This window comes from Burkholderia pyrrocinia, assembly GCF_022809715.1.
Taxonomy (GTDB): Bacteria; Pseudomonadota; Gammaproteobacteria; order Burkholderiales; family Burkholderiaceae; genus Burkholderia; species Burkholderia pyrrocinia_C.
The window spans coordinates 1,312,108-1,325,268 of sequence record NZ_CP094459.1; the positions used below are offsets into that span (position 1 = coordinate 1,312,108).

Annotated in this window: 13 protein-coding genes and 1 pseudogene; 7 read left to right on the forward strand and 7 right to left on the reverse strand. The window is 69.4% G+C overall.

Translation table 11 applies throughout. The annotated features are described in order from the left end of the window. Positions 1-473: 473 nt before the first annotated feature. A complete protein-coding gene (locus MRS60_RS06210; protein ID WP_034183242.1) occupies positions 474-1,385 on the reverse strand; it encodes a LysR family transcriptional regulator in 912 nt (303 codons plus the stop codon). 160 nt (positions 1,386-1,545) lie between these two features. On the opposite strand from MRS60_RS06210, the gene MRS60_RS06215 reads away from it, so the two are divergent. Next, on the forward strand, positions 1,546-2,466 hold the full coding sequence (locus MRS60_RS06215) for a pyridoxal-phosphate dependent enzyme (RefSeq protein ID WP_152855246.1): 921 nt from the start codon (positions 1,546-1,548) through the stop codon (positions 2,464-2,466). A gap of 364 nt (positions 2,467-2,830) precedes the next feature. Here MRS60_RS06215 and MRS60_RS06220 read toward each other — a convergent pair. Further along, positions 2,831-3,990: pseudogene (locus MRS60_RS06220) on the reverse strand (DUF2242 domain-containing protein). A 228-nt stretch (positions 3,991-4,218) separates the two neighbouring features. Beyond that, a complete protein-coding gene (locus tag MRS60_RS06225) occupies positions 4,219-5,112 on the reverse strand; it encodes a LysR family transcriptional regulator (protein WP_243565394.1) in 894 nt (297 codons plus the stop codon). A 108-nt stretch (positions 5,113-5,220) separates the two neighbouring features. Here MRS60_RS06225 and MRS60_RS06230 point away from each other — a divergent pair, with 108 nt between their 5' ends. Together MRS60_RS06230 and MRS60_RS06235 are read left to right on the forward strand one after the other, a co-directional pair. After that, positions 5,221-5,976 (forward strand): TerC family protein, encoded by a 756-nt coding sequence (locus tag MRS60_RS06230; protein WP_034183246.1) that lies wholly within the window; start codon positions 5,221-5,223, stop codon positions 5,974-5,976. A 91-nt stretch (positions 5,977-6,067) separates the two neighbouring features. Further along, the gene (locus MRS60_RS06235; RefSeq protein ID WP_243565395.1) at positions 6,068-6,361 is read left to right on the forward strand and encodes a zf-TFIIB domain-containing protein; all 294 of its coding nucleotides are present in this window, start codon (positions 6,068-6,070) and stop codon (positions 6,359-6,361) included. 120 nt (positions 6,362-6,481) lie between these two features. Here the strand turns inward: MRS60_RS06235 and MRS60_RS06240 are convergent, their stop codons facing one another. Next, positions 6,482-6,892 carry an Hsp20/alpha crystallin family protein gene (locus tag MRS60_RS06240; RefSeq protein ID WP_243565396.1) on the reverse strand — a complete coding sequence of 137 codons (411 nt, stop codon included), beginning with the start codon at positions 6,890-6,892 and terminating at the stop codon, positions 6,482-6,484. Positions 6,893-6,908: 16 nt separating this feature from the next. Beyond that, entirely contained in the window at positions 6,909-7,349 is a 441-nt protein-coding gene (locus MRS60_RS06245) for an Hsp20/alpha crystallin family protein (RefSeq protein WP_243565397.1), read from the reverse strand. A 246-nt stretch (positions 7,350-7,595) separates the two neighbouring features. On the opposite strand from MRS60_RS06245, the gene MRS60_RS06250 reads away from it, so the two are divergent. Then, positions 7,596-8,513, forward strand: coding sequence for a 3-hydroxyacyl-CoA dehydrogenase NAD-binding domain-containing protein (locus MRS60_RS06250; protein ID WP_243565398.1), 918 nt, complete (start codon positions 7,596-7,598; stop codon positions 8,511-8,513). A gap of 54 nt (positions 8,514-8,567) precedes the next feature. Here MRS60_RS06250 and MRS60_RS06255 read toward each other — a convergent pair whose 3' ends face one another. Both MRS60_RS06255 and MRS60_RS06260 read right to left on the reverse strand, forming a co-directional pair. Next, positions 8,568-8,846 carry a DUF4148 domain-containing protein gene (locus MRS60_RS06255; RefSeq protein WP_129514200.1) on the reverse strand — a complete coding sequence of 93 codons (279 nt, stop codon included), beginning with the start codon at positions 8,844-8,846 and terminating at the stop codon, positions 8,568-8,570. A 175-nt stretch (positions 8,847-9,021) separates the two neighbouring features. After that, positions 9,022-9,870, reverse strand: a complete 849-nt coding sequence (locus MRS60_RS06260) for a LysR substrate-binding domain-containing protein (protein ID WP_034183252.1) — start codon at positions 9,868-9,870, stop codon at positions 9,022-9,024. Between the two features lie 329 nt (positions 9,871-10,199). Here MRS60_RS06260 and madL point away from each other — a divergent pair, with 329 nt between their 5' ends. The 3 genes from madL to mdcA all read left to right on the forward strand — a co-directional run bounded on the left by madL (position 10,200) and on the right by mdcA (position 13,153). Then, the gene (madL, locus tag MRS60_RS06265) at positions 10,200-10,595 is read left to right on the forward strand and encodes a malonate transporter subunit MadL (RefSeq protein WP_034183253.1); all 396 of its coding nucleotides are present in this window, start codon (positions 10,200-10,202) and stop codon (positions 10,593-10,595) included. 11 nt (positions 10,596-10,606) lie between these two features. Then, on the forward strand, positions 10,607-11,374 hold the full coding sequence (gene madM / locus MRS60_RS06270; protein ID WP_034183254.1) for a malonate transporter subunit MadM: 768 nt from the start codon (positions 10,607-10,609) through the stop codon (positions 11,372-11,374). A gap of 132 nt (positions 11,375-11,506) precedes the next feature. Then, entirely contained in the window at positions 11,507-13,153 is a 1,647-nt protein-coding gene (gene mdcA / locus MRS60_RS06275; protein WP_034183255.1) for a malonate decarboxylase subunit alpha, read from the forward strand. The last annotated feature ends 8 nt before the right edge of the window (positions 13,154-13,161 follow it).

Consider the following 13,161-nt stretch of genomic DNA (forward strand, 5'->3'; position numbering starts at 1 on the left):
CGGCGATCCGGGAGCCGGCCGGCGACTGCGCAGCGGCGTGTGACCGGAGGATCGAACGGGGCCTTCATGCGCGGGCGACAACCCGGCGCGGACATCGCGTCGCGGCCGAAAACCCTTTGCCGGCGCGGTGCATGGGCAAAAAAGCCCCGGCCACAGGGGGACCGTGACCGGGGCGGAAACGCATCCTCTCATTGGCACGAGGACTGGATGCGCGCGAAGTATATTTCGGCACATGACAATTCGAAATGTCGTTAAACGGCCGTTTTTGGTGTCAATTTAAAAATGCGGGCGCCGGGACGTCCGTCGTCACCGTTTTAAAGGATCGTTCGCGGGCGCGATGACGCTGCCTGGCGCGTTGCAACGGCTAAAAGGACGATTTGACGGAGGGCGGAATCCGTTCGCCGGCCGGCGGCGCGAATCGCGTCGCTCGATCGCTTGCCGCGCGCGCCCGGTATCCGACGCGCGGCGCCCGGTCAATCCGGTTCGCCGGCCGCCTCGCGCACGGCCGCGAGGAACCGTGCGACGACGGGCGACGGTACCGCTGCCGCGCCGTCGAACACGAACTCGATGTCGAAGCGGCTCGCGAGTTCGTCGAGCGCGACGAGCCGGACCGTGCGCGGGCAGGTCGGCGATGCGCTTTCCGGCACGAACGCACAGCCCATCCCGGCCGCGACGAGGCCGATCAGCGTCGGGATGTCGCTGCCGACCTGCGCGATGCGCGGTGTGAAGCCGGCCTGCCGGCACTGTGCCATCAGGAACCGGTGGTGCGCGGCGGAGCGCTGCGCGTCGAACCAGACGAACGGCTCGTTCGCGACGTCGGCCAGCGTGCGCGGTGCGTTGAAGCGGCCGCCGGGCGGCGCGGGCATCGCGAGCACGAAGCGGTCGCTCAGCAGCCGCACGCCCGACAGGTGCGGCGCCTCGTCACGACGCCACGCCATGATCCCGCCATCGAGCTGGCCCCGCACCAGCGCGCTCGCCTGTTCGGCCGACAGCATCGGCGCGATCGACAGCTTCACGTCCGGGCACGCGTCGCGAAACGCCTTGAGCACGTTCGCGACGACGGGCAGCGGCAGGCAGTTCGGCAGTGCACCGAGCCGCAGTTCGCCGAGTTGGCCGGCCGCGCTGCGCAGCGCGCGTTCGCGGCTGTCCTGCAGCGTTGCGAGCAGGCCGGTCGCATCCCGCAGGAAGCTCGTGCCGGCCGCGGTGAGCGTGACGCCGGTGGTGCGGCGGATCAGCAGCGGCGTGCCGATCGCGTCCTCGAGTTCGCGGATCTGCCGCGACAGCGCGGGCTGGACGATGCCGGCCGCGCGGGCGCCGGCCATCACGCTGCCGGCTTGCGCGACGGCCACGAAGTAACGCAGGTGACGCAGTTCGATCTGGCGCATGCGGAGCCCGTTCCGGTTCGTTGATATGCCTGACAAGCATAGCAAACGCCATTCGATGGTATTGGAAAGCATGGCGAGCGTGTCGTACGATGACCGTCGTTGCCGCACTCGTTCGCGAGTCGCGTGCGTTCCCCCCCCCGTTCCGATCGTGTCCCGCCCCATGCCGCTTCATATCCCGACCCCTTATATCCGCTCGCAAATCGCATCCCGCCGGCTCGGCAGGACCATCCGGCTGAAGCTCGATGCGCTGCAGCCGTCGGGCTCGTTCAAGCTGCGCGGCATCGGCGCCGTCTGCGAAGCGCGGCATGCGGCCGGCGCGAGGCGGTTCGTGTCGTCGTCGGGCGGCAACGCGGGCATTGCGGTCGCGTATTGCGGCCGCGAACTCGGCGTGCCGGTGCTGGTCGTGGTGCCGGAAAGCGCGTCGGCCCGCGCGCGCGAGCTGATCCGCGTCGAGGGCGCGGAGCTGGTCGTGCACGGTGCGAGCTGGGCCGAGGCGAACGCGTTCGCGCAATCGGCCCTCGGCGAGCACGACGCATTCGTGCATCCGTTCGACGACAGCGTGCTGTGGCAGGGCCACGCGACGATGATCGACGAGATGGCGGCCGTCGGCCCGAAGCCCGATGCGGTCGTGCTCGCGGTCGGCGGCGGCGGGCTGCTGTGCGGCGTGCTCGAAGGGCTGGCGCGCAACGGCTGGCACGACGTGCCGGTCGTCGCGGCCGAAACGGAAGGCGCCGACTGCTATGCGCGCTCGGTCGCGCAGGGGCGCCCGGTCGAATTGCCGGCGATCGCGAGCATCGCGACGTCGCTCGGCGCGAAGCGGCCGTGCGACGCGGCGGTCGAATGGGCGACGCGGCACGAGATCCATCCCGTCGTCGTGTCCGATGCGGAAGCGGTGGCCGCGTCGCTGCGGTTCCTGGACGAACACCGGATCGTCGTCGAGCCTGCGTGCGGCGCCGCGCTGGCCGCGCTCGAGCGGCCGGTGCCGGTGCTCGCGTCGGCGTCGGACATCGCCGTGATCGTCTGCGGCGGCGTGACGGCGACCGTCGAGCATCTGCAGACGCTGCGCGCGACGTTGCGATAAGCGGGGAAGCCGGCACGCGGGTTGGTCGGGCGACGGAAGGACGGTCGTCGATTTCGGTGACCGTCGGGCGTCTGCAGACGCTGCGCGCGACGTTGCGGTAAGCGGGGAAGCCGGCACGCGGGTTGGTCGGGTGACGGAAGGGTGGTCGTCAATTTCGGCGACGACGGGCATCGGCTATGCCGCGCTTGCCGCGACGCGTCGACGTCACGTTCCTGTTATCGCAATGGCGAAAACGCAGCCGGCAGGCAGCCGGACGCGCGGAAATTCCTGCGGGGATGAAGGGGATGCGTATCGTCGCGCTGCGCCGGATGCGGCCGGGCGCGACGATACGGACGGCCAGTTGGACGGCCGGTCGGACAGCCGGTCAGTTCGCGGCCGGTGCGCTCGCGCCGGACGGCGCGGATGACGCGACGGGGTCCGCTGCGGCGGGGCGGGCGTTTTGTCCGCCGGCGTATGCGACGCGCTCGACGGCGCGGATGTCGATGTCGATGCGGATGTTGCGGCCCGAGGCGCCGGCACGGTCGATGCCGGCTTGGCGGCGGCCGGTGCCAAGCCGGCGGGCGTCGATGCTGCGCTGGCAGGCGGCGACGCCGTGCCGGAAGCGGGTGCAGGCGCGGCAGCCGGTGCGGGAACCGAAGCCGGTGCGGGAGCCGAAACCGGTACGGGAGCCGAAGCCGACGCATGCGCCGAACCGGAAGCTGACGCAGGTGCGGAAGCCGACGCCGTCACCGAACCAGACGCCGCCACCGGCGCGGCCGCGCGCATCGCAGCCGGCGCGACAACGGCCGACGCCGCGGCCGGCACGGCGTTCGCGCCCGACCCGGGCGCGACACCCGGCACCGAAAGCGGCACCGGCGCCGCGGGCGGCGTCGGCACGACCGGCGTCGTCATCTTCAGCGGTTCGCCCTGCGGCGTCGGCGCGGGTTCGGGCAGCGGCGTGACGGCTTCCTTCTCGGCGGCCTTCACGGTGGCGCGGTCGCGGCGGGCCGGGTCGATCTTCAGGAAATGGTCGACGAGATTGAAGAAGCGCTCGTAGAACACGCCGGCCGGAATCGTCTCGCTCGCGGTCTTGACGAGCGCATCGTCGCTCGACCCGATCGGCAGCGACAGCGAGCCGAACACGCTGAGGCCGACGCTGGCCGACGTATTCGACTTCTTCAGCGTGTAGCGGTCCTGCACCGCGTTCACGTACGCGATGCTCGACGAGCCGTCCGCGGTCGCGTCCGCGCACACCACGTGAAACTCGATCACGACGTGCATGTCGTTGTTCGGCTGGAAATTCTTGCTGCCGTCGACCGCATCGTTGCGCGACGACGACACCACATAACCCTGGCTCAACAGCGCGCGCCGCGCGGCCTCGCAGGCCGCGTCGGATTTCGAGTGGAACGTATGCGCATACGGGCTGGTCGTCGCGTCGAACTGTTCCTGCTGGTAGATCGGCTTGGGCGGCGACGAGCACGCCGCCAGCACGGCTGCGGCCGCGAGCGCGCACGAAACGGAAAACAGGCGAAATCGGTTGTGCATGGCGTCTTTCAGAAGGCTCGGCGAGATGCCGCGAGGGGTTTGCGCGCGACGCGCGGCAACCGGATGGCGGCCGTCGCGCAGGGGCGGGGCCGGCAATGGGCGCGTGGCAATCTCGGATGGCCGGGGCGTCATTATAGTTTCGTTTGATGTCACGTTCGCTTCGGCGGCTGTTCCCGCCCATGACGGTGACGGCTAGCCGTTACCGGCGAGAACGATCGCGAACAGGCGCTAGCCGGCCGGCGATGGCCGCGTGGAAGCCAGCAATTGCGACGTCAGCGGATGATGTTCGCCGCGCCGCGAGCGGATCGCGTGGATTTCCTCGGTCACGTCGCCCGCGCGCCCGAGCCGCCTGAGGCCGCGCAGCAGCGACGCGTCGTTCGCGCCGAGCTCGCTCAGCGGGAACACGCCGAGGCCGCGCGCCGCGAACACGGCCATCAGCGCGCTGTCCTCGAATTCCCCGGCCACGCGCGGCACGATCCGTTCGCCTTCCAGCCACAGGTCGAGGCGCGCGCGCAGCGCCGAATGCGCGGTCGGCAGCAGCACGGGCAGGTCGGCCAGGCATTGCGGAAAGCGTTGCCGCGCGGCCGGCGTGACGAGCGCCGCGGGGCCATACCAGTCGACCGGCGACGCGACGAGCCGTTCGCTCGTCACGCGCAGGTTCGACCCCGACGGCGCGCCCTGGCCGGCCAGCACGAGGTCGAGATGATGCAGCGCGAGTTCCGCGAGCAGCGCATCGTGCTCGCCCTCGTGGCACAGCAGCCGCAGCGTGGGCGTGTCGAGCACGGGCGCGAGGATCGCATGCGCGGCGAGCTTGGAGATGCCGTCCGCGAGGCCGACCGCGAGCCGCACGGTCGGCTGGCTGGCCGCCGCGCGCACTTCGTCCGGAATCAGGCGCCCCATCTCGAAGATAGCCTCCGCGCGTGCATACGCGGCCTGGCCCGCGTCGGTCATCGCGACGCCGCGCCCGGCCGGGCGCAACAACTGGTGCCCGAGCGCTTTCTCGAGCTCGCGCACCTGCGCGCTGATCGTCTGCACGGCCATGTCGAGCCGCCCGGCCGCGCGCGCGAAGCCGCCTTCCTTCACGACGACCCAGAAATAGTACAGATGTCGGAAATTGAGCATCGGATCGAAACTTCGGAAAAACCGAACCTAAAATCAGATTCTCTCTGATTTTTTCGAAGTCCGGGTCGGCATATCATCGGGCTTTCCACTTTCGTATCGGCCCATTTCATGGACTACCTGCTGACGCTTGCCGCCGACCCCGCCGTCTGGGCCGCGCTCCTGACGCTCGTCGTGATGGAAGTCGTGCTCGGCATCGACAACCTGATCTTCATCTCGATCCTCAGCAACAAGCTGCCCGAAGCGCAGCGTGCCCGCACGCAGCGCCTCGGCATCGCGCTCGCGCTGGTGATGCGCCTCGCGCTGCTCGGCAGCGTCGCGTGGATCGCGAGCCTCACCGAACCCGTGTTCACGCTCTTCGACCACGCGTTCTCGTGGCGCGACATGATCCTGCTGTCCGGCGGCCTGTTCCTCGTGTGGAAGGCGACCACCGAGATCCATCACCACGTGTCGCACGACGGTGACGGCGAGGGCGGTTCCGGCGGCGCGGCCGGCCTGACGATGTGGGCCGCGATCGGCCAGATCGTGATGCTCGACATCGTGTTCTCGATCGACAGCATCGTGACCGCGATCGGCATGACCGAGCACGTCCCGATCATGTTCGTCGCGGTGATCGTCGCCGTGTCCGTGATGCTGTTCGCTGCGCAGCCGCTCGCGCGCTTCATCGACCGCAACCCGACCATCGTGATGCTTGCGCTGTCGTTCCTGGTCGTGATCGGCATGACGCTGATCGCCGAAGGCTTCGGTTCGCACGTGCCGAAGGGTTACATCTACGCGGCGATGGCGTTCTCGGCTTTCGTCGAAGGCATGAACATGCTGGCGCGGCGCGCGAAGGCGAAGCGCGCGGCACGGGTGGAAGGCCGCTGAGCCGGCGCGCGGGATGCCGGCCGCCGCAACGGCCGGCTCGCGCGCCTTGATACGGAATTCGTCTGGAATTCGCACCGAAAGGAGAAACGCGATGAAATGTCCTGTCTGCAAGACGCCCGACCTGCTGATGGCCGAGCGCCAGTCGATCGAGATCGACTATTGTCCGACGTGCCGCGGCGTGTGGCTCGATCGCGGCGAACTCGACAAGCTGATCGCACGCGAGGGCGGCGATGCGCCGGCGCGGCGCGACGAGGCTCCCGCTTCGCGCGACGCGCACGGCCCCACCCACGCGCCGCGCGATCGCGATGGCTGGGGGCGCGACGGCCGCTCGCACGACGGCCAGCGCCGCCGCAAGTCGATGTTCGACCTGTTCGATTTCGATTGAATCCGCATACGGCGCGCGCGCACGCGCGTCGCCCGATGCAAAAAATGCCCCGCCGGGTATCGCGCCCGGCGGGGCATTTTTATGCGTATCGCAACATGCCGTGCTGCGGCGCGTCAACGCTTACGCGTTGCCTGCCGTCACGTCGATGCGGCGCGGGCGCGTTTCTTCGCGGCGCTGAATCGTCAGCGTCAGCACGCCGTCACGCAGGTTCGCGTCGATCCTCGACGTGTCGAGGTCGGGGCTCAGCACGAACGTACGCGCATAGCGCAGCGCGCGGACTTCGGCATGCCGTACGCGCAGGTCGGCCGGCGTGTCGATGTGCGTGTCGGCTTCGATCGTCAGCGTGTTGTCGTGCACCTTCACGTCGAGGTTCTCGCGCGGCACGCCGGGCAGGTCGGCCCGCAGCGTGACGCCGAGATTGTTCTCGACGATGTCGACGGCCGGCGTGATCGCGGGCCGTCGCGCGGCTTCCGCGGCAGCCGGGCGGGTAGTGGCGGTGTGGCGTTCGGCCAGGGTCGGGTTCGTGTTCATGTCGGTATCCTGAAGATTACTGAACGGTGATCGCACGCGGCTTCGATGCTTCGCGCCGGCCGACGCGAATCAGCAGGCAGCCGTTTTCGTAACGCGCGCTGACGTTGTCGGCGTCCGCATTCTGCGGCAGCTCGACGACGCGGCGGAACGTGCCGTGAAAGCGCTCCTGCGCATACGTGCGCACGTCGTCGCCTTCGCCGCGCGGCGCCGGTTTGCGCTCGCCGCTGATCGTCAGCAGATCCTTGTCGATCGACACGTCGAAATCGGCCGCGGCCATGCCGGGCGCGAACGCGACGATCTCGATCGCATCGTCGGTGGCGCCGACGTTGAGCGCGGGAAATGCGCCCGGCCGCAACGCACGGATGCCGGACGGGAGCTCGCCGAACAGGTTCGCCACCTGCCGCTGCACGCGGGCGAATTCGTCGAACAGGTCGTGGCCGTTATGGATACCGCTCATGATGGTCCTCCGGAACAGTGAACGCGGGAGACGCGACGGCGCGACGCCTGCGGCGGGCGCGACGGGTGGCTCCACTGGGTCGAAACGGGGGCAGTGCGTTGCATGGAGCACTGCCCGGCAACGCGTAATTAGTGGCCGCCGCAGCGCATTTCAAGAGGGAATCTGCAACTTGCGTCAACGCGTGCCCGTGCGATTCGATGCGACAATCGCCGCGATCTATTTGCAGACCAACGAGACGGGACAACCATGGACATTCGACGCATCGCGATCGTCGGCGCCGGCGTGATCGGCGCGAGCTGGGCCGCTTTCTATCTGACGCAGGGCTTCGACGTCGTCGCGACCGATCCTGCGCCACAGGCCGACGCGCGGCTGCGCGACGCGCTGGCCGCGTTTCTCGGCGAACGGGCCGCCGAATTTTCCGCGCGGCTATCGTTCGACGCCGATCTCTCGCGTGCGCTCGACGGCGTCGACTTCGTGCAGGAGAACGGCCCGGAACGGCTCGACCTGAAGCGCGCGCTGTACCGGCAGATGGACGACGTGCTGCCCGCACACGTGCCGATCGCGTCGAGTTCGTCGGGCCTGAAGATGTCCGACATCCAGACCGCGTGCGCAAAGCATCCGGAACGCTGCCTGATCGCGCATCCGTTCAACCCGCCGCACCTGATTCCGCTCGTCGAGCTGGTCGGCGGCGACGCGACCGGCCAGGACGTGATCGCGCGCGTGAAGGATTTCTACGATGCGCTCGGCAAACAGACGATCGTCCTCAACAAGGAGATGACCGGCCACGTCGCGAACCGGCTCGCGGCTGCGCTGTTCCGCGAGGTGTATCACCTCGTCGGCGAAGGCGTCGTGAGCGTGGCCGATGCGGACAAGGCGGTCGCATGGGGCCCCGGCTTGCGCTGGGGGCTGATGGGGCAGTGCCTGACCTATCACCTCGGCGGCGGCGCGGGCGGGATCGCGCACTTCCTCGAACACCTGTCGGGGCCGATCACGAGCTGGTGGGGCGACCTCGGCACGCCTTCGTTCGATCCGGACGTCGACCGCAAGCTGACCGACGAATTGCGCGCGATCCAGGGCGAGCATTCGATGCAGGAGCTGGCGGCCGAGCGCGACCGGCTGCTCGTCGAGTTGATCGACGCGCGGCGCCGCAGCTTCCTGCCCTGACCGCGTCGCAGCGCCGGGTATCGGCCGGGCCGCGATCGGCCGGGCCGCGCTCGGCTACTGCTGCGCTGCCGTTTGCGGTGCCTGCGGCGTCTGGGCGAGCCACGCGGGGCTGGCGGCCTGCACGAGTTCGCGGTTGCGCGCGCGCGTCGCGGCGCTCGGCGGATAGTTGCCGTCGTTCGTCGGCAGTTCGCCGTCGAGATAGGCCTGCTTCAACTGGGCGATGACTTCCGCGCGTGTCAGGCCCTGTTCGGGCGCGGCGGCATCGGTCTGGGCAAAGGCGGGGGACAGCAGCGCGGCTGCGGCGGTCGCGACGGCGAATCGCAAGACGTTCATGGTGTGCTCCGATCAAGGGGACGGGACACCGGATGCGCACGGCGGCTTGCCGTGCGTTCCGATGGGTCCCATTGTCGCGAGCGGGTGCTGCGCGGACGATGACGCGTTCCGGGCAAAGCTGTCAGTTGCGGGCACGGCCGCGCATGCGCGTCGTCCGCCGTCGCTGCTGTTGCCGCTACAACTCCGCCGCTGCCGTGATCAGCGTGGCTTCCAGCGCGAGCGTCGAGCGCGACGCGGCCGCCGGCCGGTCGATCACGTATTCGAGTTCGCCGAGTTCGGGCAGCCCCGCGTCGAGCCGCGCGAGCCCGGCCGGGATCACGTAGCCGGCGAACGCGCTGACGCCGAGCCCCGCGCTCGCGGCCGCGCGCAGCACCGCGATGCTGCTGCTCACCACCGCGATCCGGTAGGGCCGGCCGATCGCGTCGAGCGTTTCGAGCACGCGGCGCCGCGACACGCTCGGCTCCGGATGCAATGCGAGCGGCAGCACGGCCTCGTGGCCGGTGATCCGCGAATCGGGGCCGGTGCACCAGTACAGCGGCTCGCTGCGGATCACGCGGCCGCGCCGGCTGCCCGCGATGCGCTTTGCGAACACGAGATCGTGCCGGCCTTCGTCGAGCGCGTCGAACAGGTCGCCCGACAGCCCGGTCGAGATCGCCAGTTCGACTTCCGGGTTGCGCTGCACGAAGCTCGCGAGCGCGGACGTCAGGTGCGTCGACGCGAAATCCTCCGACATCGCGAGCCGCACCTTGCCCGACAGCGGCGGCCCGCACACCGACGTGACGGCTTCGTCCATCAGTTCGAGGATGCGCACCGCGTAGCGGAACAGCGCGTCGCCGTGCTGCGACAGGTGCACGTTACGCGTGTCGCGCTCGAACAGCGGCCGGTCGAGCAGCTCCTCGAGGCGGCGGATGTGCTGGCTGACGGTCGACTGCGACAGGTTCACGCGTTCGGACGCGGCGGTGAAGCTGCCGGACTGGGCGACGGCGACGAAGCTGCGCAGCAGCTCGGGCGGTAACGGGCGCATTGCTAAATCCACTGAATCGGTTTCGACAACTTCATAAATGGCCGGATATTGCGGCGCTAGTATCGGATCACGCCCCGGTGCGGCCCGTATAACGGGACGAACTGGACGCGTGGCCCGCGTCGTGCCGGCGGCTGCTTCGGTCAGTCTACGGCATCCGGCGTCCGGCCCGAAACCGCATCATCCCATCGACCGCCCGAGAACGCGCCCGCACGACGAGCCGCCGGGCCGCGGCGCACCGCCGCAGGAGACAAGTCCGCGCACGGTATCGGCGTGCGGGCCCGCCTCCCGCACGCGTCAGGCGCCCGTCACGAAGAGACTGGAGACGACACATGATCATCTACGGAACCGCGCTGCTGGCGTTCTGCCACCTGGCCGGACTGTTCCTCGGCGACCTGCTGGGCACGGCCATCGGCGTGAAGACCAACGTCGGCGGGGTCGGCATCGCGATGCTGCTGCTGATCTGCCTGCGCCTGTGGCTGCACCGGCGCGGCTGGCTGCCGAAGGAGACCGAGGCCGGCGTCGGCTTCTGGGGCGCGATGTACATCCCGGTCGTCGTCGCGATGGCCGCGAACCAGAACGTCGTCGCCGCGCTGAAGGGCGGCCCGGTCGCGCTGCTGGCCGCCGTCGGCGCGGTCGCGATCTGCGCATGCTGCATCGCGGTACTCGTGCGCATGGGGCGCGACGACACGGCCTTCGCGGGCGTGCCGCAATTCGAAGAACAGTAACGGAGGCCGCCATGCTGCAGATGCTCGAAAAAGTCGTCGCCCACAACGGGCTCGTCGCGTCGTTCGCGCTGGTCGGCCTGATCATGTGGCTGTCGTCGATTGCGTCGCGCAAGCTCACGTTCGGCCGCGTGCACGGCTCCGCGATCGCGATCGTGATCGGTCTGGCGCTCGCGTATGTCGGCGGCGCGTTCACCGGCGGCGAGAAGGGACTCGCCGACGTGCCGTTGTTCGCGGGCGTCGGCCTGATGGGCGGCGCGATGCTGCGCGATTTCGCGATCGTCGCGACCGCGTTCGAAGTGCAGCCGACCGAGGCGCGCAAGGCCGGGCTCGTCGGCGTCGTATCGCTGCTGCTCGGCACCGTGCTGCCGTTCATCGTCGGCGCGTGCATCGCACGCGCGTTCGGCTACACCGACGCGGTCAGCATGACGACCATCGGCGCGGGTGCCGTCACGTACATCGTCGGGCCCGTCACGGGCGCGGCGATCGGTGCGAGCTCCGACGTGATCGCGCTCAGCATCGCGACGGGGCTCGTGAAGGCGATCATCGTGATGGTCGGCACGCCGGTCGCTGCCAACTTCATGGGCCTGAAGACGCCGCGTTCCGCGATGATCTTCGGCGGCCTCGCGGGCACCGTCAGCGGCGTGAGCGCGGGGCTCGCCGCGACCGACCGCCGGCTCGTCCCGTACGGCGCGCTGGTCGCGACGTTCCATACCGGCGTCGGCTGCCTGCTCGGCCCGTCGGTGCTGTTCTTCACGACGCGCGCGCTGGTCGGCGGCTAGGCCCATGCGATGCGGCCCGCACGCGGGCCGCATCCATCGCGGCGACCTCTGAGTCGCATTCGTCAACATCATCAATCGGCGGCGGCGCCAGGCTTAGAATGCCGCTGAACCATCGAAGCGGGAGAACTGTTCATGACGGGATGGAATCACGCGCGGCAGGCGCGCGATGCACGCCTTGCGGCCGGCGCGGCTTACGCGCAAGGCAAGCGGGTCGATGCGCGCGACACCGTGGCGTTGCTCGAAGCGGTGCTGCGGCCCGGCGACCGCGTGTGCCTCGAAGGCGACAACCAGAAGCAGGCCGACCTGCTCGCGACGGCGCTCGCCGACGTCGACAGCGCGAAGGTGCACGACCTGCACATGGTGCAGTCGGGCGTCGTGCTGCCCGAGCATCTCGACGTGTTCGAGCGCGGCATCGCGAAGCGTCTCGACTTCGCGTATTCGGGCCCGCAGTCGCAGCGGATCGCGAAGCTGCTGTTCGGCGGCAAGATCGCGCTCGGCGCGGTGCACACCTATCTCGAGCTGTTCGCGCGCTACTTCATCGACCTCACGCCGCACGTCGCGCTGATCGCCGCGGTCAGCGCCGACCGCGACGGCAACCTGTACACGGGCCCGAACACCGAGGACACGCCGACCGTCGTCGAGGCCACCGCGTTCAAGGACGGCATCGTGATCGCGCAGGTCGACCGCATCGTCGACAAGGTGCCGCGCGTCGACATTCCCGGCGACCGCGTGCATTTCGTCGTCGAGGCCGGCCGGCCGTTCTACGTCGAGCCGCTGTTCACGCGCGATCCGGCCGCGATCACCGAAACGCAGATCCTCACCGCGATGCTCGCGATCAAGGGCATCTACGAGCCGTACGGCATCAAGCGCCTGAACCACGGGATCGGCTTCAACACCGCCGCGATCGAGCTGCTGCTGCCGACCTACGGCGAGAAGCTCGGGCTGAAGGGCAAGGTCTGCACGCACTGGGCGCTCAATCCGCACCCGACGCTGATTCCGGCGATCGAATCGGGCTGGGTCGAGCAGGTCCACTGCTTCGGCTCCGAGGTCGGGATGGACGACTATATCCGCGCGCGCTCCGACGTGTGGTTCACGGGCCCCGACGGGTCGCTGCGCTCGAACCGCGCGTTCTGCCAGACGGCCGGCCTCTATGCGTGCGACATGTTCATCGGCTCGACGCTGCAGATCGATTTGTCCGGCCATTCGTCGACGGTCACGGCCGAGCGGATCGCCGGCTTCGGCGGCGCGCCGAACATGGGCAGCGACGCGCGCGGGCGGCGTCATCCGAGCGAGCCGTGGCTGAAGGCCGGCGCGGAAGCCGACCCCGACACGCCGGCGGCGCTGCGGCGCGGCCGCAAGCTTGTCGTGCAGATCGGCGAGACGTTCGGCGACAAGAACGTGCCGATGTTCGTCGAGAAGCTCGATGCGCTGAAGCTCGCTGACAAGCTGCAGCTCGACCTCGCGCCGATCATGGTCTACGGCGACGACGTCACGCACATCGTCACGGAGGAAGGGATCGCGAACCTGCTGATGTGCCGCGACAAGGACGAGCGCGAGCACGCGATCCGCGGCGTCGCCGGTTATACGGAGGTCGGCCGCGGCCGCGACCGGAAAATGGTCGAGCGGCTGCGCGAGCGCGGCGTGATTCGCCGCCCGGAGGATCTCGGCATCGATCCGCTCGACGCCGATCGCCGCTGGCTCGCAGCGCGCTCGATCAAGGATCTCGTGCACTGGTCGGGCGGGCTCTATGCGCCGCCGGCCCGGTTCCGCAACTGGTGAGGAAGAGG

Excerpts from the sequence above, each read along its gene's own strand:
- MRS60_RS06210 (WP_034183242.1), bottom strand. The coding sequence starts at position 1,385 with ATGCGCCAGATCGAACTGCGTCACCTGCGTTACTTCGTGGCCGTCGCG.
- MRS60_RS06215 (WP_152855246.1), top strand. The coding sequence starts at position 1,546 with ATGCCGCTTCATATCCCGACCCCTTATATCCGCTCGCAAATCGCATCC.
- MRS60_RS06225 (WP_243565394.1), bottom strand. The coding sequence starts at position 5,112 with ATGCTCAATTTCCGACATCTGTACTATTTCTGGGTCGTCGTGAAGGAA.
- MRS60_RS06230 (WP_034183246.1), top strand. The coding sequence starts at position 5,221 with ATGGACTACCTGCTGACGCTTGCCGCCGACCCCGCCGTCTGGGCCGCG.
- MRS60_RS06235 (WP_243565395.1), top strand. The coding sequence starts at position 6,068 with ATGAAATGTCCTGTCTGCAAGACGCCCGACCTGCTGATGGCCGAGCGC.
- MRS60_RS06240 (WP_243565396.1), bottom strand. The coding sequence starts at position 6,892 with ATGAACACGAACCCGACCCTGGCCGAACGCCACACCGCCACTACCCGC.
- MRS60_RS06245 (WP_243565397.1), bottom strand. The coding sequence starts at position 7,349 with ATGAGCGGTATCCATAACGGCCACGACCTGTTCGACGAATTCGCCCGC.
- MRS60_RS06250 (WP_243565398.1), top strand. The coding sequence starts at position 7,596 with ATGGACATTCGACGCATCGCGATCGTCGGCGCCGGCGTGATCGGCGCG.
- MRS60_RS06255 (WP_129514200.1), bottom strand. The coding sequence starts at position 8,846 with ATGAACGTCTTGCGATTCGCCGTCGCGACCGCCGCAGCCGCGCTGCTG.
- MRS60_RS06260 (WP_034183252.1), bottom strand. The coding sequence starts at position 9,870 with ATGCGCCCGTTACCGCCCGAGCTGCTGCGCAGCTTCGTCGCCGTCGCC.
- madL (WP_034183253.1), top strand. The coding sequence starts at position 10,200 with ATGATCATCTACGGAACCGCGCTGCTGGCGTTCTGCCACCTGGCCGGA.
- madM (WP_034183254.1), top strand. The coding sequence starts at position 10,607 with ATGCTGCAGATGCTCGAAAAAGTCGTCGCCCACAACGGGCTCGTCGCG.
- mdcA (WP_034183255.1), top strand. The coding sequence starts at position 11,507 with ATGACGGGATGGAATCACGCGCGGCAGGCGCGCGATGCACGCCTTGCG.